The sequence below is a fragment of the Pseudomonas sp. Con_6 genome (assembly GCF_059379395.1).
On record NZ_CM182011.1, the window covers coordinates 5,699,454 to 5,719,133 of the forward strand.

Sequence of the window (19,680 nt, forward strand, 5' to 3'; positions counted from 1 at the left end):
GCCGCAACGACATCCATTCTGCCTATCCAATAACCCACAAGAAGGCGACGCCCATGTCAGGCAAAGGCAAGTTCAAGAAACAACTTTCACTGATAGACCTCACCTTTATCGGACTGGGAGCCATCTTCGGCTCGGGCTGGCTGTTTGCCGCCAGTCATGTGTCCGCCATCGCCGGTCCCGCCGGGATCTTCTCCTGGCTGCTCGGCGGTTTCGCCGTCCTGCTGCTGGGCATCGTCTACTGCGAACTGGGCGCGGCCTTGCCCCGTGCCGGCGGCGTGGTGCGTTACCCGGTGTACTCCCACGGCCCGCTGCTGGGCTACCTGATGGGCTTCATCACCCTGATCGCCTTTTCCAGCCTGGTCGCCATCGAAGTGGTCGCCGCACGCCAGTACGCTGCAGCCTGGTTCCCGGACCTGACCAAGACCGGTTCCAGTGACCCGACCCTGCTCGGCTGGCTGGTGCAGTTCGGCCTGCTGTGCCTGTTCTTCGCTCTGAACTACAGCAGCGTGAAGACCTTCGCCAAGTCCAACAACCTGGTGAGCATCTTCAAGTTCATCGTTCCGCTGCTGGTGATCGGCGTGCTGTTCACCTTCTTCAAGCCGCAGAACTTCACCTCCCATGGCTTCGCTCCGTTCGGCCTCTCCGGCGTGGAAATGGCGGTCTCCGCCGGCGGCATCATCTTCGCCTACCTGGGGCTGACCCCGATCATCTCGGTGGCCTCGGAAGTGAAGAACCCGCAGCGCACCATCCCCATCGCCCTGATCCTTTCGGTCCTGCTCTCCACCGCGATCTACGCCCTGCTGCAGATCGCCTTCCTCGGCGGCGTGCCCACCGAGATGCTGGCCAACGGCTGGGCCGGCGTGACCAAGGAACTGGCCCTGCCCTATCGCGATATCGCCATCGCTCTCGGCGTCGGCTGGCTGGCCTGGCTGGTGGTGGCCGATGCGGTGATCTCGCCCAGCGGCTGCGGCAACATCTACATGAACGCCACCCCGCGCGTGGTCTACGGCTGGGCTCGCACCGGCACCTTCTTCAGCGTCTTCACCCGCATCGACGAGAAGTCCGGTATCCCGCGCCCGGCGCTGTGGCTGACCTTCGGTCTGTCGGTGTTCTGGACCCTGCCGTTCCCGTCCTGGGAAGCGCTGATCAACGTCGTCTCCGCCGCCCTGATCCTCAGCTACGCCGTGGCCCCGGTGACCGTCGCCGCACTGCGCCGCAACGCCCCTGAACTGGTGCGTCCGTTCCGCGTCCGGCACATGGGCGTGCTCGGCCCGCTGTCGTTCATCATCGCCGCGCTGATCGTCTACTGGTCCGGCTGGAAGACCGTGTCCTGGCTGCTCAGCCTGCAGATCCTGATGTTCGTCATCTACCTGCTGTGCGGTCGCTTCGTACCGACCATGCACTTGAGCCTGGGCCAGCAGGTGCGCTCCTCGGCGTGGCTGATCGGCTTCTACGCCGTGACCATCCTCCTGTCCTGGCTGGGCAGCTTCGGCGGCATGGGTGTCATCACCCATCCGTTCGACACCGTCGTCGTGGCGCTGTCTGCCCTCGGCATCTACTACTGGGGCGCGGCTACCGGCGTACCGGCCCACCTGGTGCGCCTGGATGCGGAAGACGCGGAAAGCGAGATCGAACCAGGCCAGGCCCCCCTCCCCAGCGGCGCACGCGCCCAACTGTCCTGATCCGCGGAGACCGAGCGATGAGCGACCGTATCAACCTCAGCCTGCAGCAGGTCCACGACCTGGCCCTGCGCGCCCTGACCGACAACGGCATGGCCGCGGACCATGCCGCAGCGATCGCCCGGGTGATCACCCAAGGCCAGCGCGACGAGTGCCACTCCCATGGCCTGTACCGGGTGCTGGTGTGCGTACGTTCGCTGCGCTCGGGCAAGGTCGACCCGGCCGCCCGGCCGAGCCTGAGCACGCCTGCACCATCGATCGTCAAGGTCGATGCCCATCATGGCTACTCGGTGCTGGCCTTCGAACAAGGGCTGCCGTTGCTCGTGGAGCGGGCGCGACAACAGGGCGTGGCGGCCCTGGTGATCCGCAACTGCTTCCATTTCTCGGCGCTGTGGCCGGAAGTCGAGGCCATCGCCAGCCACGGCCTGGCCGCCCTGGCGATGACCCCGAGCCACGCCTGGGTGGCGCCGGAAGGTGGCAGCCAGGGTGTGTTCGGCACCAACCCACTGGCCTTCGCCTGGCCGAGAGCGGGACAGGAGCCATTTGTCTTCGACTTCGCCACCAGCGCCATCGCCCGTGGCGACATCGAGCTGCATGCCCGCCAGGGCAAGGCCATTCCGCTGGGCTGGGGCATGGACGCTGACGGCCAGCCGAGCACCGACGCCCGCGCCGTGCTCGACGGCGCCATGCAGACCTTCGGCGGGCACAAGGGCTCAGCCCTGGCGGCGATGATCGAACTGCTGGCGGGGGCGCTGATCGGCGACCTCACCAGCGCCGATTCCCTGGCCTTCGATGGCGGTGCCGGCGCCACGCCGTGCCACGGCGAACTGCTGCTGGCCTTCGACCCGCAGCGTTTCGCCGGCGACGACCTGATCGCCAGCCAGCAACGCGCCGAGCGCCTGTTCGACGCCATCACCGGCCAGGGCGCACGGCTGCCCTCGCAACGCCGCTTCGCCGCGCGCAAGCGTTCCGAGGCCGAGGGCGTGTGGGTCGAGCAAAGCCTGCTGAACGATATCCACGGCCTGTTGGCCTGATCCACAACAACGAATTCACGAAGGGGACAGCTTCATGAAACAGATCCATGTCATCGATTCACACACCGGCGGCGAACCCACGCGCCTGGTGCTCAAGGGCTTCCCCGAAGTGGCCGGCGCGAGCATGGCGGAAAAACGCGATGCCCTGCGCCAGCACCATGACCAATGGCGCCGTGCCTGCCTGCTTGAACCTCGCGGCAACGACGTCCTGGTCGGCGCGCTGTACTGCGAGCCGGTCTCGCCGGACGCCACCTGCGGCGTGATCTTCTTCAACAATGCCGGCTACCTGGGCATGTGCGGCCACGGCACCATCGGCCTGGTCAACTCGCTGCAGCACCTGGGCCTGATCGCCCCCGGCGTGCACAGGATCGATACCCCGGTGGGCCAGGTCAGCGCCACCCTGCACGACGACGGCACGGTCACCGTGGGCAACGTGCCCTCGTACCGCTACCGCCAGCAGGTCGCTGTGGAAGTGCCGGGCTACGGGCGCTTCCTCGGCGATATCGCCTGGGGCGGCAACTGGTTCTTCCTGGTCTCCGAGCATGGCCAGGACCTGCGCCTGGACAACGTCGAACGGCTCACCGACCTGACCTGGAAGATGCTCCGTGCCCTGGAAGAACAAGGCATCACCGGCGAGAACGGCGGGCTGATCGACCATATCGAGCTGTTCGCCGACGACGCCGAGGCCGACAGCCGCAACTTCGTCATGTGCCCGGGCAAAGCCTATGACCGCTCGCCCTGCGGTACCGGGACCAGCGCCAAGCTGGCCTGCCTGGCCGCTGACGGCAAGCTTGCCGCCGGGGACACCTGGGTCCAGGCGAGCATCACCGGCAGCCGTTTCGAAGGCCGCTTCGAATGGGACGGCGAGCGGATTCGCCCGTTCATTACCGGCAAGGCCTACATGACCGCCGACAGCACCTTGCTGATCGATGAAACCGATGCGTTTGCCTGGGGCATCTGAGTCGCCCCCAATCGCTGGCAAGCCAGCGATGAATCCACCACCTGATTGAAACCAGAAGGAACACTGCAATGACCACCAACATCTTCACCGGCACCATCCCCGCCCTGATGACCCCGTGCACCGCGGACCGCAAGCCCGACTTCGACGCGCTGGTGCGCAAGGGCAAGGAACTGATCGAGATCGGCATGAGCGCCGTGGTCTACTGCGGCTCCATGGGCGACTGGCCGCTGCTGACCGAGGCCGAGCGCCAGGAAGGTGTGGCACGCCTGGTCGCCGCCGGCGTGCCGACCATCGTCGGCACCGGCGCGGTCAACAGCCGCGAAGCGGTGTCCCATGCCGCCCACGCCGCCAAGGTCGGCGCCCACGGCCTGATGGTCATCCCCCGCGTGCTGTCTCGCGGTGCCTCGCCGGCGGCCCAGGAAGCCCACTTCGCGGCCATTCTCGAAGCAGCGCCGAACCTGCCGGCGGTGATCTACAACAGCCCGTACTACGGTTTCGCCACCCGCGCCGAGCTGTTCTTCAAGCTGCGCCGCAAGTACGCCAACCTGATCGGTTTCAAGGAGTTCGGCGGCGCCGCCGACATGCGCTACGCCGCCGAGCACATCACCTCGCAGGACGATGACGTGATCCTCATGGCTGGCGTCGACACCCAGGTGGTGCACGGCTTCGTCAACTGCGGCGCGACCGGCGCCATCACCGGCATCGGTAACGCCCTGCCGCGCGAAGTGTTGCTGCTGGTGGACCTGAGCAAAAAGGCCGCGAAAGGCGACGCCGTGGCCCGCAGTCGCGCGCTGGAGTTGTCCGAGGCCCTGCAGGTGCTGTCGTCCTTCGACGAAGGCTGCGACCTGGTGCTGTACTACAAGTACCTGATGGTGCTCAACGGCGACCTGGAATACACCCTGCACTTCAATGAAACCGACGTGCTCAGCGACGCCCAGCGCAACTACGCGCAAACCCAGTACGCCCTGTTCCGCAGCTGGTACGCCAGCTGGTCGGCCCAGCACAACCTGGTCTGATCCCTTGCGGCGCGTTGCGCGCCGCTGGTTTTTTTGCCGGTCGCGCAGCCTTGTCTTAGCGCGCCCGGCGCCCAATTCCATTGAGGAGGCGCCATGCCCCTGACAGGCACCATGCTGATCGGCCAGCAAGCCGTTGCCGGCAGCCGCGAAGCCATCCGGGCGATCGATCCGGCCACCAACCTGACGCTGGAGCCGGCGTATCCGGGCGGCACCTTTGAACAGGTCGAACAGGCCTGCGCCCTGGCCTGGGCGGCCTTCGACAGCTTCCGCGAAACCTCGCTGGACGCCCGCGCCAGCTTTCTCGAATGCATCGCCGGGCAGATAGAAGCCCTCGGTGACGAACTGATCGACCGTGCCGTGCTGGAAAGCGGCCTGCCCCGTGCCCGCATTCAGGGCGAGCGCGGCCGTACCTGCGGCCAGTTGCGCACCTTCGCCCGCACCGTGCGCGCCGGTGAATGGCTGGACGTGCGAGTCGACAACGCTCAACCCGAGCGCCAACCGCTGCCCCGCGCCGACCTGCGCCAGCGCCAGGTGCCCCTGGGCCCGGTGGCGGTATTCGGCGCCAGCAACTTCCCCCTGGCCTTCTCCGTCGCCGGTGGCGATACCGCCTCGGCCCTGGCCGCCGGCTGCCCGGTGGTGGTCAAGGCCCACAGCGCCCACCCCGGCACCAGCGAGTTGGTCGGCCAGGCCGTGGCCCGCGCGGTGAAGCAGTGCAACCTGCCGCAAGGCGTGTTCTCCCTGCTCTACGGCTCTGGACGCGAAGTAGGCATCGCCCTGGTCTGCGACGACCGCATCAAGGCGGTCGGCTTCACCGGCTCGCGCGCCGGCGGCATCGCCCTGTGCCAGGCGGCACAGGCCCGTCGCGAACCGATTCCGGTGTACGCCGAGATGAGCTCGATCAACCCGGTGTTCCTCTTCCCGGCCGCCCTGCAGGCCCGTGGCGAAGCACTGGCCCAGGGTTTCGTGACGTCGCTGAACCAGGGTGCCGGGCAGTTCTGCACCAACCCCGGCCTGGTCATCGCCCGCCAGGGCGCGGACCTCGACCGTTTCATCGCCAACGCGGCCCAGCACATCTGGCAGAGCCCGGCGCAGACCATGCTCACTCCGGGCATCTTCAGTGCTTACCGCAGCGGCATCGAGGCGCTGGGCGCCAATCCCAACGCCGATATCGCCGCTGCTGGCAAACCGGATGACGGTCCGAACCAGTGCCAGACCCACCTGTTCGTCACCCGCGCCCAGGATTTCCTCGACGACCCGAGTCTGCAGGCCGAAGTGTTCGGTTCAGCGTCGCTGGTGGTCGCCTGTGCCGATGACGGGGAAGTCCGCCAGGTGGCCGAGCATCTGGAAGGCCAACTGACCGCCACCCTGCACCTGGACGACGCCGATCTCGACGATGCTCGCGCTCTGCTGCCGGTGCTGGAGCGCAAGGCCGGGCGTCTGCTGGTCAACGGCTGGCCGACCGGTGTCGAGGTCTGCGACGCGATGGTCCACGGCGGCCCGTTCCCGGCCACCTCCGACCCGCGCGGCACCTCCGTGGGCACCGCGGCAATCCAGCGCTTCCTGCGCCCGGTGTGCTACCAGGACTTCCCCGACAGCCTGCTGCCGGTGGCCCTGCAGTACGGCAACCCGCTGCACCTGCGGCGGCTGCTCGATGGCCAGCGGGAAGCGTGAAGCATGAGCACGACTTGCATGGCCAGTGATCTGGACATCGCCGTGGTCGGCGCCGGCATCGTCGGCGTCGCCTGCGCCCTGCAGCTGGCGCGCCACGGCAAGCGGGTGGTGCTGGTGGACCGACAGGCCCCGGGCATGGGGGCCTCGTTCGGCAATGCCGGGCACCTGGCCACCGAGCAGGTATTCCCCATTGCCGACCTGTCGATCCTCAAGCGCCTGCCGGCGATGCTCATGGACCCCATGGGCCCGCTGCGCCTGGACTGGAAGTACCTGCCCAGGGCCTTGCCGTGGTTCGCCCGGCTGTTGCTGAACCTGCGCTCGAAGCCGTTTCGCCGCAGCGTGGCCGGCATTCGTGCCTTGAACGAGGCCAGCCTGGCGGCCTGGCAGCGCCTGTTGGGGTCGGTGGGGCAGAGCGAGTTGTTGCGCGAGGATGGTTCGCTTCTGGTCTTCGAAAAGCCGGAGTCACGCGCCGCCATCGATGCCCTGCAAGCGCGCCTGCGCGAGCAGAACGTGGCGGTGGAACTGTGGCAGGCGAGCGCAGTGAAAGCTGCTGCGCCGCAGCTCAGCGAACACCTGCTGGGTGGTCTGTTCTTCCCCGCCACCGGGCATTTCCTCGATCCGCACCAGGCGGTGGACGCGCTGTACGAAGCGGCTCGCGCCGTGGGTGTGCGCTTTATCCAGCGCGAGGTGCGCGGTGGCCGGGTGACCGCCGATGGCGTGGCCCTGCTGACTGAGCAGGGTGAGTTGAGTGCGAAACAGGTGCTGGTCGCCTGCGGCGCGCATTCGGCGCCGCTCACCGAGGCACTGACCGGGACACGGGTGCCACTGGATACCGAGCGTGGCTATCACCTGATGCTGCCCAACGAGCACGGGCGCTTGCCATTCGCCGTCACCTCGCTGGAACGCAAGTTCATCATGACGCCGATGGCAGGCGGCCTGCGCCTGGCCGGGACGGTGGAGTTCGCCGGGTTACAGCGTCCACCGAACATGGCCAGGGCCTGGCAGTTGCAACGCCTCAGCCAGGGCTTGTTCAAGCGCGAGCTGGATGCCGCCGGGGCTACGCCCTGGATGGGCTTCAGGCCGTCGTTGCCGGATTCGCTGCCGGTGATCGACCGGGTCTGTGACGGCAAGGTGCTGCTGGCGTTCGGGCACCAGCACCTGGGGCTGACCCAGGCGGCGGTGACGGCGGAGATGGTGGCGGGGTTGGAGGGGGCCGAGGTGGCTGGGCTGCCGGGGTATGAGTGTTATCGATTGGGGAGGTTCTGAGCAGGATATCTGCTCTGTTCATACCGACCTCATCGCTGGCAAGCTAGCGATGAGGTCGGCACAGGCCCAAGCAATCCCCTGATCAGTGCGCCGAGTCCAGCAACACCTCCTCCCCCAATGCCCCGTTCACCGGCAACGGCTGGTTGGTGGAATTGCTCGCCCGCATCACCCGGACCGGCCGGGCGCCAGCGTCCCTTGCAGAGGTGATGTCGTTGTCGGAATCGCCGTAGTACAGCTTCAGCCCCCGGTCATGGATGAACCGGGTCTTGTCCGGCCCCGAGGTGAACACCACCGGCTGCATAGCCTTGATGGCGAAGGTCTCCCGCAGGATTTGCGTGAGCTGCTCACCCTCGGTCTGCGGCCGCGCGGTAATGAAGAACAGCGTGTCCCCCCGCCGCTGGTGCTCGGCGATCAACGTCCGCGCCACATCCTTGGGAATCGAATAGCGATCGCAGCCACCATTGGTTTCCGTCCAGAACGCCATATCCTTCAGGTACGCGTTGCTACCCGGCGAATACTTGCGTTGACCCTCGTAGAAGCACGGGCTGGAGAACAACACGGTGTCGTCGATATCGAAGCCCACCGCCATCGGCGCGGCCCTGGCGAAGCTGGCAGAGAGCTGCTCGACACTGATCCAGCGCACCTCGGGTTGCGGCGCCGGACGCGAACAGCCCAGCAGCGAGACGGCCAGCACGGCCGCCAGGGTGTAATGGGAAATACCCACGTAAACCTCACGGATTGAAAGTCGGAAACCTTCATACCTGACAGTAATGTCAATTATGTTTCAGCCACTGCCCCTTCGCTCACACCGTTGCAAACTCCCCTATTTATCGGAACAAAACAGGTGAACGACAACAAAACTATTTGCTCATTCACCACTTAATCAAAATGTAACGTTCCATCTCTAGGTTGTTCCTGACATCAGTGACAGCTTTCGGAAATTCCGTGACCGGGCTCTCACAAACCAGGAAATCGTGGAGCCTCCGCAATGCGCAGTTGGGAAGAACCGAAAAAGAAACGCCTGCACATCGAGATCATTCCGATGATCGACGTGATGATGTTCCTGCTGGTGTTTTTCGTGCTGATCAGCCTGAACGTGATTCCGGCCCTGGGCATCAAGACCCAGTTGCCCGGCGCCGCCCATGCCCAGCAGTTGAAGCCACAGAACAAGGCGGTGATCACCCTGGGCCTGAACGACCGATTGCAACTGGATGGCCAGGACCTGCATGAAGACGAACTGGTGCGCCAGCTCAAGTCGCTGGAGAACACCAACGAGAAGCTGGTGATCATCCTCAACAGCGACCAGGACGTGGAAGTGGGTCGTCTCGTGGCAGTGATGGACCTGCTCAAGAGCAACGGCTTCGCCTCCGTCTCCATCGCCACGCGAAAGCTGTAAGTCATGTCGGCCCTGTTCAAATCGCGAAAAGTCCTCGCGTGCCTGCCGGCGATCTGCCTGTTGGCGATAGCCGTGCAGAGCGCCTTGAAGGCGGACCTGAAGATCACCCCGAAGTACGACGAAAGCGCCGTGGAAGTGGCACTGATCGACCCGGCCGACTTGCAGCCGGAACCACCGCCGCCTCCACCGCCGGAACCGGAGCCGGAACCCGAGCCACTGCCCGAGCCCGATCCGGAACCGATCGTGGAAATACCGGAGCCGCCGCCCAAGCCCAAGCCACCTGAGCCCAAGCCGCAGCCGCCGAAACCGAAACCGCAAGTCGTGGCAAAACCGGCGCCGACCCCAGCGCCCCCCCAGCCGGTCACCCCACCGGCACCGAGCACTCCAGCCGCGGCGCCGGTCGCCGCCAGGCCCGCACCGCCACCACCTCCGGCGGCCCCCGCAGTCAACGTGGCCGCACTGGAAAATGGCTACATCGCCGCACTGCACGCGGAGCTGGAGAAGTACAAGCAATACCCGCGCGGCCGCGAGGCCTCGCTGCAACGCCCGGAAGGCAACGTCGTGGTCTGGCTGTTGATCGACCGGGGAGGAAAAGTGCTCGACTCAGGGATCGAGAAGAAGGCAGCGAACATGCTGCTGAACAAGGCCGCGCAAACCAGTCTGCGCCGGATAGAGCAAGTAAGGCCCTTTCCCGATGCGGTTTTCGAGGGCAGGGATAAGTACCGCTTCATCGCGACACTTGTTTACAACATAGAAAACTAGGTTTCACGCAACACCGTTCGCCGACGCCCTTTCCGGGCGCCGCGTGGGCGCCTGCGCGCGCAAAACCTGTCTTCGACAAAAACCACATTCATATATGGGAGGGAAGCTCGGTGAAACTCGATCGGCTGTTCGTCATGATGTTGGCTGTAGGTTGCGGCAGTTGGACTGCCTCGGCCCTGGCAGAAGAATCAGTGGATATCGGTAACGTGAACGTGACCGGCCAGACCGTCGGCAATGGCCAGATGGTCCAGGAAGAAGCGGCCAAGGCCCGCTCCACCGTAACCAAGCAAGCCCTGGAAAAGATGTCGCCGACCGGCAACGGCATCGACAAGTTGAAATACACCCCCGGCATCAACGTCTCCAGTGACGACAGCAGCGGTCTGTCCGGTTTCAACTTCACCATGCGCGGCATGAACTCCGACCAGATCGGCATGACCATGGACGGCGTACCGATCAACGACTCGGGCAACTATGCCGTTTACCCGAACCTGCTCGGCGACCCGGAAAACCTGCAAGAAGTCTTCCTCACCCAGGGCTCTTCCGAACTGGACGCCCCGCATATCGGTTCCAGTGGTGGCAACATCGGCCTGGTGTCGATGAGCCCGACCAAGGACGCTGGCGTGTTCTTCAAGCAGACCGTCGGCAGCAACAACCTGACCAAGACCTTCGTGCGCCTGAACACCGGCGAATACAACGGCCTGAGCAACTATATTTCCGCGTCGAAGACCAACAGCGACAAGTGGAAAGGCAAGGGTGACCTGGATGCCGAGAAGTTCGAACTGAACAGCCTGTTCAAGTTCGGCGAAGGCAACTCGATCAACGGCATCATCAAGTACCACAAGCAAGAGAACTACAACTACGTCTCCCCGAGCCTGGCGCAGTACAAGTCGGACCACGACTACGACTTCCCCAACGAGCCGACCTACAACCCGACCACCGGCAAGCTGACCACCGCCAGCTGGCGCACCAGCGTCAACCCGTTCGAGACCGTGACCGCCTCGGTGACCAGCCGCTGGCAACTGCGCGACGACCTGCAACTGACCGTCGCCCCGTACTACTACTGGGCCAACGGTGGCAGCTACCGCGCCTTCGGCTCGCCGGCCACGCTCAACCGCACCACCAACAGCTCCGGCAACTACGACTTCAGCAACCTGAAGACCAGCGCCCAGTACAACGCCGACGGCGATCCGGTCAGCGGCCGCTACTACCGTCCGTCCTGGACCGAGACCTGGCGTCCGGGTGTCAACACCAAGCTGAGCTGGGCGTTCAACGACGAGCACAGCATCGACGTCGGCTACTGGTACGAACGCGCTCGCCAGCGCCAGACCCAGCCGTTCGTGACCCTCAAGCCAGATGGCAGCCCGACCGACATCTGGGCCGACTACGAAGGTTCCAATCAGGCCCGCGATGCCAAGGGCAACGTGGTGCAAGGCCGCAACTACTTCACCATCACCCCGGTGCACAAGCTGTTCCTCCAGGACACCTGGAGCGCCACGCCCGACCTGACCCTGACCGCCGGCGTCGCCTACGAGCACTCCAAGCGTGACGGCGACATGAAGGCCAGCCTCTACGACAAGCCCGAGAAGCGCGAGAAGACCTACCACCAGTTCCTCCCGAGCTTCAGCGCGCGCTACCAGGTCAACGAAGAGAACCAGGCGTTCTACAACGTCACCCGCAACATGCGCACGCCGCCGAACTACGTGCTTTACAACACCGGCGACTCGATCAGCCTCAAGCCCGAGCTGAGCTGGAACCAGGAACTCGGCTGGCGCTACGCGACCGACGAAATGGCGCTGTCGGCTACCCTGTTCTACCTCAAGTTCAAAGACCGCCAGGTCTCGAGCCGCGACGAAGTCACCGGCGACTACCTGATGCTCAACGTCGGTGAAGTGGAAAACCGTGGAGTGGAACTGGAGTTCAGCGGCCTGCTGCCGCACAACTTCAACTACTACGCCTCGTACACCTACACCGAGGCCGAGCAGCAGAACGACACCCTGTACTACGGCGTGTACGTTCCGACCAAGGGCAAGCAGATCGCCGGCGTACCGAAGAACATGTTCAACCTGAGCCTGGGCTACGACGACGGTCGCTTCTACGGCAACGTCATCGGCAAGTTCGTCGACAGCCAGTACGGCGACCTGACCAACAACCAAAGCATTCCGCACTACACCACGGTTGACATGAACGTCGGCTACCGTCTGCCGGTGAACAAGAAGTTCGTCAAGGACGCCACCGTGCGCCTGTCGCTGAACAACGTGTTCAACCGCGAATACCTGTCCGGCGTGCAAACCACCGTCTTCAACTCGGTCCGCTACAACGGCAGCGGCAGCTCCTACGCCGGGGCCCAGACGCCTTACTACACCATCGGTGAAGAGCAGACCGTCGCGCTCTCCGTCGAAGCCAACTTCTGACCCCCGTCCGGGACCGGCACTCGCCGGTCCCGGCCATGCCCGAGGTAACCCCGCATGAACATGGACCTGCTCCACGACATCACCTTCTACATCATGTACGGCGCCGCCGCCCTGGCCGCCTTCGTGGTGGTGGAACGCGGCATCTTCTTCGCGTACAACCTGCGCAAGGCCCGCGGCCTGGAAAGCGCACTGCACAAGAAAGTCCGACACTTCGACGAACTCCCCGCCGAGCTGCGCCAGCGCGACAGCCTGCCCCTGGAACTGCTGCGCCAGCTGTTCGAAGGCCGTAGCCAGGTGCACTCGCACAACGAACTGGAAGACCTCGGCCAGGCCATCTACATCTCCATGCGCGGCAAGCTGTCCCACGGCCTGTGGATCCTCGAAGCCGTGGTCGCCGGCGCACCGCTGCTCGGCCTGCTGGGTACCATCCTCGGCATCATCGACACCTTCAAAGCCCTGGCCGAGGCCGGCGTTTCCGATCCCGGCGAAGTCTCCCGCGGCATCGGTACCGCGCTGTACGCCACTGCCCTGGGTATCGCCATCGCCCTGGTCGGACTGGTGTTCAACAACCACCTGCAGGACCGACTGGAACTGATCAACGACCACCTGAAGATGCTGTTGCTGCGTGCCGGCATGGGAACCCCGTTCGCCAGCAAGCCGGTCACCGCCGCCACCGCCACCAACCTGCAAACCGCCTGACAGGCCGGGGTTCTTCATGTCGTCTTCCGCTCCACGTCGTTTGTCCCTGCTGCTGGCCGCCATGCTCCTGGCCAGCGGCTGCCAGAAAGCTGCCGAGCCAGTGCAGGTGAATATCGCCGCCCTCAACGACTTCCACGGCAACCTGCTGGCCAGCCCCTTCCAGTACACGGATGCCGGCGCCACGGTGAAGCTCAAGGCCGGTGGCCTGGGCCCGCTCAGCGGCGCCCTGGCCGAACTGCGCCAGCAGGACCCGCAACTGCTGCTGATCGGCGCGGGCGACATGGTCGGGGGCAGCCCGCCGATTTCCTCGATGTGGGCCGACGAGCCCAGCCTGAAAGCCCTTAGCCTGCTCGGGCTGAGATTCTCCGTGGTCGGCAACCATGAACTGGACCACGGCAAGGGCGAACTGCTGCGCCAGGTCAACGGCGGCTGCCAGTCCGACCGCGCCGACAAGGCCTGCCAGTTCGACAAGGACTTCAAGGGCGCCGGCTTCCCCTACATTTCCGCCAACCTGATGGACAAGCAGAGCGGAAAGCCGGTGTTCGCCGGCTATCGCATCGAACAGGCGCACGGCGCGAAGATCGCCTTCGTCGGCGCCACCCTGCGCACGGTCAGCGCCTATGTCAGCGCGAAGAACATGGACGACCTCTACACCGTCGACGAAGCCGAGGCGATCAACGCCCTGCTGCCGGAACTGCGCCAGCAGAAGGTCGACGCCATCGTCGCGGTGATCCACCAGGGCGGCGCCACCCCGGAGCGTTTCGACCAGCAGGAGTGCAGCCAGTTGAGCGGCGACGTGGTGGAAGTGGCCAAGCGCCTCGACCCGCAGATCAAGGTCGTCGTCACCGCCCACACCCATGAAGGCTACCTGTGCCGCCTGGGCGACAAGCTGGTGACCCAGGGCGCCTCGTTCGGCCGCCTGCTGACCCGCCTGACCCTGACCGTCGACACCGACAAGCACCAGTTGCTCGACGTGAAGGCGCAGAACCTGGTGGTGGACGCCCAGCGCTACAGCGCCACCGCGCAGGTCGCCCCGCTGCTGGCCGAAGTGGAAAGCCGCAGCCAGGCGCAACTGGGCAAGCCGGTCGCGCGCCTGGCCGCCCGTGAAGTGCGGCGCACCGTCAACGACGCCGGCGAGTCGCCCATGGGCGACCTGATCGCCGACTCGCAACTGGCCGCCACCCGCGCCCTCGGCGCCCAGGTCGCGTTGATGAACCAGGGCGGCATGCGCATGGACATCAGCCTCGACGAAGGCCAGGACCAGGTGAACTACGGCCAGGTGGCCACGGTGCAGCCGTTCAACAACAGCCTGACCCTGCTCACCCTCAGCGGCGCGCAACTGAAGGAACTGCTGGAACAGCAATGGCAGGACGGCGGCATGGGCTTCTACCTGCTGCAGCCTTCGGCCTCGCTGACCTACCGCTATGACGACAGTCGGCCCAAGGGCCAGCGCGTGCTCGCCGACAGCCTGCTGGTCGATGGCCAGCCGGTGCAGGCAGAACAGGACTACCGCATCGCCATGAACAGCTTCCTCGCCGAGGGCGGCGACCACTTCGGCGTGCTCAAGCAGGCGCGGGATCGCCTCGACACCGGGATCAACGACCTCGAATCGATGATCAGCTACCTGCAGGAACGCGACCGTGCCGGCCAGCCAGTCGGTTTCGCCCAAGCCCAGCAGCGCATCCAGAAGGCCAGCGCCGAGGTCGCCAGCAATGCGCCCTGAAGACTGGCAAGCCCTGCACCATCGCCTGCTGCCCCACGCCATCGCCGCCTCCGACAGCGCCTGGTGCCCGCACTCGGAGTTCCCCGTGGGCGCCGCGCTGCTGACCTTCGATGGCGAGATCATCCGCGGCTGCAATGTCGAGAACGTGTCCTACGGACTGACCAACTGCGCCGAACGCAGCGCGTTGTTCAGCGCCATCAGCCAGGGCCTCGCCCCCGGCAGCTTCAAGGCGTTGGTGGTGTACGCGCCCAAGGTGCCGGTGATCTCGCCCTGCGGCGCCTGCCGCCAGGTGATGGTCGAACTGCTCGACAACGAATGCCCGGTGATCTGCGTGGGCCATGACCCCGCCGCCACCCGCAACTGGACCGTCGGGCAACTGCTGCCCGGCGCCTTCAGCGAGTTCTGACAATAAAAAACAATCGGCAGCAAGGGACGGCGGCCACTACTTGAATCCTCTGGGGAAACATCGATGGGTCTCATCGGTATCGTGGTGTTGTTGCTATTGGCCGTGGCGCTGTCCAGCAACCGCAAGGCCATTCGTTTGCGTACCGTCGGCGCGGCCTTCGCCGTGCAGGCCGGGCTGGGCGCCTTCGCCCTCTACGTGCCTTGGGGGCAGAGCACCCTGGCCGGGATTTCCGACTCGGTGGGCTCGCTGCAGGGCTATGCCAACCAGGGCATCGACTTCATCTTCGGCGGCCTGAGCAGCGGCAAGATGCTCGAAGTGTTCGGCAACGGCGGCTTCGTCTTCGCCATCCGCGTGCTGCCGCTGATCGTGTTCTTCAGCAGCTTTATCGCCGTGCTGTATTACCTGGGCGTGATGACCCTGGTCATCCGCGTGATCGGCGGCGGCCTGCAGCGGGTGCTGGGCACCAGCCGTACCGAGGCGATGTCGGCGACCGCGAATATCTTCGTCGGCCAGACCGAAGCGCCGATGGTCATCCGTCCCTTCGTCCGCCGCCTGACCCGATCCGAGCTGTTCGCGGTGATGGCTGGCGGCATGGCCTCGGTGGCCGGCTCCGTGCTGATCGGCTACGCCAGCCTCGGGATCGAGCTGAAGTACCTGATCGCCGCCAGCTTCATGGCCGCCCCCGGCGGCCTGCTGATGGCCAAGCTGATGGAACCGGAAACCGAAAAGGCCCACGACGACCCCGACGACCTGCCGGAGGAGCCGGGCAGCAAGCCGGCCAACGTCATCGACGCCGCCGCCCTTGGTGCCTCCGCCGGCCTGAGCCTGGCGCTCAACGTCGGCGCCATGCTGCTGACCTTCATCGCCCTGATCGCCCTGCTCAACGGCCTGCTCGGCTGGACCGGCGACTGCTTCGGCTTCCCGCAACTGAACCTGCAATTGCTCCTCGGTTATCTGCTGGCTCCGCTAGCCTTCGTACTGGGCGTGCCCTGGCATGAGGCGATTACCGCCGGCGGGCTGATCGGCGAAAAGATCGTGCTCAACGAATTCGTCGCCTATGTCGACCTGGCCAGCCACCTTGACACGGCGCAGGCCGCCGCCAAGGGCGTGGCAGTACTGTCGGCGCAGACCCAGGCGATCGTCACCTTCGCCCTGTGCGGCTTCGCCAACCTCGCCTCCATCGGCATCCAGCTCGGCGGCCTGGGGGTGATGGCGCCGGAGCGGCGTGCCGATATCGCCCGCCTCGGCCTCAAGGCGGTGGTGGCGGGCACCTTGTCCAACCTGATGAGCGCGGCAATCGCCGGGGTCTTCCTGGCGCTGTGAACCTGAACCCAATGAATTCGCGTGAACCCGATATGACCGAACTCGATACGACACAAGCGCACAAAGTGATTGCGCTGCTGGACCTGACTTCCCTGAACGACGACGACACCGAAGGGCGCATCGTCGGCCTCTGCCAGCGTGCCCTGACCCCGGTGGGCCCGGTGGCGGCGGTGTGCGTCTACCCGCGCTTCGTCGCCCTCGCCCGGCGCACCCTCGACGACCTCGGCGGGCAGACCGTGGCCGTGGCTACCGTGACCAACTTCCCCGCCGGCAACGCGCCGCTGGACGAAGTACTGGAGCAGACCCGCCAGGCCCTGGCCGACGGCGCCGACGAGATCGACGTAGTCTATCCGTACCGCGCCCTGCAGGCGGGCGATGCCGACTCTGGTTTCGCCCTGGTCCGTGCGTGCAAGGCGCTGTGCGCCGACCGTGCGCTGCTCAAGGTGATCCTGGAAACCGGCGAGCTGGCCGACCCGGCCCTGATCCGCCAGGCCAGCCTCGATGCCATCGAGGCCGGCGCCGACTTCATCAAGACCAGCACCGGCAAGGTGGCGGTCAATGCCACTGCCGAGGCGGCGCGGGTGATGCTCGAATGCATCGCCTCCAGCGGCGTCAATGTCGGCCTGAAGCCGGCCGGTGGCATGAAGACCCTGGCCGATGCGCGGGTCTATCTGGAACTGGCCGAAGCCATCAACGGCGCCCAGTGGATCTCGCCACGGCACCTGCGCTTCGGCGCCTCCAGCCTGCTCGGCGACCTGCTCAACCGGCTCGGGGTCCCCGCTGCGCAGGACGGAGGGCGCTACTGATGGTCTGGCTGCCACAGGAAGTGATCCGTCGCAAACGCGATGGCAAGACACTCGACGACGCCGATATCCGCCGCTTCGTCAGCGGCATCACCGACTTCAGCATCAGCGAGGGCCAGGTCGCCGCCTTCGCCATGGCCGTGCTGCTCAAGGGCCTGACGATCGACGAACGCATCGCCCTGGCCTCGGCCATGCGCGACTCCGGCCGGGTGCTCAGTTGGAACCTGCCAGGCCCGGTGGTGGACAAGCACTCCACCGGCGGCATCGGCGACCTGGTCAGCCTGCCCCTGGCGCCGCTGCTGGCCGCCTGCGGCTGCTACGTGCCGATGATTTCCGGGCGCGGCCTGGGCCATACTGGCGGCACCCTCGACAAGCTCGACAGCATCCCCGGCTACGACAGCCAGCCGGACATGGCGCGCCTGCGCGACGTGGTGGCCAACGTCGGCTGCGCCATCATCGGCCAGACCAGCGACCTGGCCCCGGCGGACAAGCGCCTGTACGCCATCCGCGATGTCACCGGCACGGTGGAATCCATCGACCTGATCATCGCCTCGATCCTCAGCAAGAAACTGGCGGCGGGTCTCGATGTGCTGCTGATCGACGTCAAGGTCGGCAACGGTGCCTTCATGGACCAGGCCAGCGATGCCGCGGCCCTGGCCGAAAGCATCGTCGCCGTAGCCAATGGCGCCGGGGTGCGTACCCGTGCCCTGATCACCGACATGAGCCAGCCGCTGGCGCGCTCGGCGGGCAATGCCCTGGAAGTCGAGGAAGCCATCGCCCTGCTGCGCGGCGAAGTGCGCAGCCAGCGCCTGTGGGAGGTGACCCTTGCCCTTGCAGAGCAAACGCTGCTCTGTGCCGGCCTCGCCAGCACGGTCGAGCTGGCCCGGGAACAAGTGCTCAATGCCTGGAAAAGTGGCGCGGCCCTGCAGCGTTTCGCGCGCATGGTCGAAGCCCTGGGCGGGCCGGCGGACTTGGTCGAGCGCCAGGAAAACCATCTGCCGGCGGCGCCGGTGGTGATCCCGGTGGTGGCGCCGCAGGCTGGCATCGTGCAAAGCATCGACACCCGGGAAATCGGCCTGGCGGTGGTCGGCCTCGGCGGCGGTCGGCGCCTTCCGCAAGACCCGATCGACCCGGCGGTGGGCCTCAGCCAGTTGTGCTTCCCCGGTGAAGCAGTAGGGCCCAACCGGCCACTGGCGCTGGTGCATGCCCGCGATCTGGAGCAAGCCGAACGTGCGGCAGCCGCGGTACAGGCGGCCTACACCATCGCCACCGTGCCCTACGAAGCGCCGGTGCTAATTTCCGGCCTGTGCCTGGAGCCCGCATGAAACGCGCCCTGCTGCTGGTCCTCGACTCCTTCGGCATCGGCGCCAGCGCCGATGCCGAGCGCTTCGGCGATGCCGGGGCGAATACCCTGCTGCATATCGCCGAGGCCCGTGCCCGTGACGGGCGGCCATTGCAGTTGCCCAACCTCGCCCGCCTCGGCCTGGGGCATGCGGCAGCACTGAGTGGCGGCAGCTTACCGCCGGGCTTCGATGCCAATATCGCCGTCGAGGGTGCCTGGGGCTACGCGCGGGAGCTGTCCAGCGGCAAGGACACGCCGTCCGGGCACTGGGAAATGGCCGGGGTGCCGGTGCGGTTCGACTGGGGCTATTTCCCGGCACTGGAGAACAGCTTTCCCCCTGCCCTGCTCGAGGCCCTGATCGAACGCGGCAGCCTGCCCGGCATCCTCGGCAACTGCCATGCCTCGGGCACCACCATCATCGAACAGTTGGGCGAGGAACACCTGCGCAGCGGCAAGCCTATCGTCTACACCTCGGCGGACAGCGTGCTGCAGATCGCCGGCCACGAGGAACACTTCGGCCTTGACCGCCTGTACGCCCTGTGCGAACTGGCCCGCGAGCTGTGCGACCCGTACAACATCGGCCGGGTCATTGCCCGGCCATTCAAGGGCGAGGATGCCGCCAGTTTCAAGCGCACCGGCAACCGCCACGACTACTCGGTGCCGCCACCGGCGCCGACCTTGCTCGACCACCTCTGCGCGGCAGGCGGCCAGGTGTTCGCGGTGGGCAAGATCGGCGACATCTTTGCCCACCAGGGCATCAGCCGCCTGTACAAGGCCGACGGCAACGACGCCCTGTTCGACAGCACCCTGCAGGCCCTGGCCGAGGCGCCGGACCACACCCTGGTGTTCAGCAACTTCGTCGACTTCGACATGCTCTACGGCCATCGCCGCGACAGCGAAGGCTACGCCGCCGCCCTCGAAGCCTTCGACCAGCGCCTGCCGCAGTTGCTGGCGGCCATGGGCGCCAACGACCTGCTGATCCTCGCCGCCGACCACGGCTGCGACCCCTGCGCGCCGGGCAGCGACCACACCCGCGAACATATTCCCGTGCTGGCCTGGGGCAAGGGCGTGAGCGCCGGCAGCCTCGGTGCCCGCGACAGCTTCGCCGATATCGGCCAGACCCTGGCGGCGTTCTTCACCCTGCCCGCCCTGGACCATGGCCGTTCGTTCCTCGAAGGAGACGCCTGA

17 protein-coding genes are annotated in these 19,680 nt (G+C 66.0%); 16 read left to right on the top strand and 1 reads right to left on the bottom strand.

What is annotated here, in order from left to right:
* The first annotated feature begins 53 nt into the window (after positions 1-53).
* From AC5QPF_RS25700 to AC5QPF_RS25725, 6 genes are all read left to right on the top strand, one after another.
* Positions 54-1,682, top strand: a complete 1,629-nt coding sequence (locus AC5QPF_RS25700) for an amino acid permease (RefSeq protein ID WP_494960470.1) — start codon at positions 54-56, stop codon at positions 1,680-1,682.
* A 17-nt stretch (positions 1,683-1,699) separates the two neighbouring features.
* Positions 1,700-2,713: an Ldh family oxidoreductase gene (locus AC5QPF_RS25705; protein ID WP_494960471.1), complete on the top strand. Its 1,014-nt coding sequence runs from the start codon at positions 1,700-1,702 to the stop codon at positions 2,711-2,713.
* 34 nt (positions 2,714-2,747) lie between these two features.
* Positions 2,748-3,674: a 4-hydroxyproline epimerase gene (locus AC5QPF_RS25710; protein WP_494960472.1), complete on the top strand. Its 927-nt coding sequence runs from the start codon at positions 2,748-2,750 to the stop codon at positions 3,672-3,674.
* A gap of 68 nt (positions 3,675-3,742) precedes the next feature.
* Complete coding sequence (locus AC5QPF_RS25715) at positions 3,743-4,690, top strand: dihydrodipicolinate synthase family protein (RefSeq protein ID WP_494960473.1); 948 nt, start codon at positions 3,743-3,745, stop codon at positions 4,688-4,690.
* A 93-nt stretch (positions 4,691-4,783) separates the two neighbouring features.
* A complete protein-coding gene (locus AC5QPF_RS25720; protein ID WP_494960474.1) occupies positions 4,784-6,361 on the top strand; it encodes an aldehyde dehydrogenase family protein in 1,578 nt (525 codons plus the stop codon).
* A 3-nt stretch (positions 6,362-6,364) separates the two neighbouring features.
* A complete protein-coding gene (locus tag AC5QPF_RS25725; protein ID WP_494960475.1) occupies positions 6,365-7,627 on the top strand; it encodes an FAD-dependent oxidoreductase in 1,263 nt (420 codons plus the stop codon).
* Between the two features lie 82 nt (positions 7,628-7,709).
* Here the strand turns inward: AC5QPF_RS25725 and aphA are convergent, their stop codons facing one another.
* Positions 7,710-8,351 (bottom strand): acid phosphatase AphA, encoded by a 642-nt coding sequence (gene aphA, locus AC5QPF_RS25730; RefSeq protein WP_494960476.1) that lies wholly within the window; start codon positions 8,349-8,351, stop codon positions 7,710-7,712.
* 264 nt (positions 8,352-8,615) lie between these two features.
* Here aphA and AC5QPF_RS25735 point away from each other — a divergent pair, with 264 nt between their 5' ends.
* From AC5QPF_RS25735 to AC5QPF_RS25780, 10 genes are all read left to right on the top strand, one after another.
* Positions 8,616-9,023, top strand: coding sequence for a biopolymer transporter ExbD (locus AC5QPF_RS25735; RefSeq protein WP_494960477.1), 408 nt, complete (start codon positions 8,616-8,618; stop codon positions 9,021-9,023).
* Positions 9,024-9,026: 3 nt separating this feature from the next.
* Complete coding sequence (locus AC5QPF_RS25740; protein ID WP_494960478.1) at positions 9,027-9,785, top strand: energy transducer TonB family protein; 759 nt, start codon at positions 9,027-9,029, stop codon at positions 9,783-9,785.
* Positions 9,786-9,895: 110 nt separating this feature from the next.
* Complete coding sequence (locus AC5QPF_RS25745) at positions 9,896-12,196, top strand: TonB-dependent receptor domain-containing protein (RefSeq protein ID WP_494960479.1); 2,301 nt, start codon at positions 9,896-9,898, stop codon at positions 12,194-12,196.
* Positions 12,197-12,250: 54 nt separating this feature from the next.
* A complete protein-coding gene (locus tag AC5QPF_RS25750; protein ID WP_494960480.1) occupies positions 12,251-12,895 on the top strand; it encodes a MotA/TolQ/ExbB proton channel family protein in 645 nt (214 codons plus the stop codon).
* 16 nt (positions 12,896-12,911) lie between these two features.
* Positions 12,912-14,618 carry a 5'-nucleotidase C-terminal domain-containing protein gene (locus AC5QPF_RS25755; RefSeq protein WP_494960481.1) on the top strand — a complete coding sequence of 569 codons (1,707 nt, stop codon included), beginning with the start codon at positions 12,912-12,914 and terminating at the stop codon, positions 14,616-14,618.
* Positions 14,608-15,024, top strand: a complete 417-nt coding sequence (locus AC5QPF_RS25760; protein WP_494960482.1) for a cytidine deaminase — start codon at positions 14,608-14,610, stop codon at positions 15,022-15,024. Before AC5QPF_RS25755 ends, AC5QPF_RS25760 begins: the two co-directional genes overlap by 11 nt.
* Positions 15,025-15,087: 63 nt before the next feature.
* Positions 15,088-16,347: a NupC/NupG family nucleoside CNT transporter gene (locus AC5QPF_RS25765; protein WP_494960483.1), complete on the top strand. Its 1,260-nt coding sequence runs from the start codon at positions 15,088-15,090 to the stop codon at positions 16,345-16,347.
* Between the two features lie 32 nt (positions 16,348-16,379).
* Positions 16,380-17,153, top strand: coding sequence for a deoxyribose-phosphate aldolase (gene deoC / locus AC5QPF_RS25770; RefSeq protein WP_494960484.1), 774 nt, complete (start codon positions 16,380-16,382; stop codon positions 17,151-17,153).
* The gene (gene deoA, locus AC5QPF_RS25775) at positions 17,153-18,475 is read left to right on the top strand and encodes a thymidine phosphorylase (protein WP_494960485.1); all 1,323 of its coding nucleotides are present in this window, start codon (positions 17,153-17,155) and stop codon (positions 18,473-18,475) included. Before deoC ends, deoA begins: the two co-directional genes overlap by 1 nt.
* On the top strand, positions 18,472-19,680 hold the full coding sequence (locus AC5QPF_RS25780; RefSeq protein ID WP_494960486.1) for a phosphopentomutase: 1,209 nt from the start codon (positions 18,472-18,474) through the stop codon (positions 19,678-19,680). Before deoA ends, AC5QPF_RS25780 begins: the two co-directional genes overlap by 4 nt.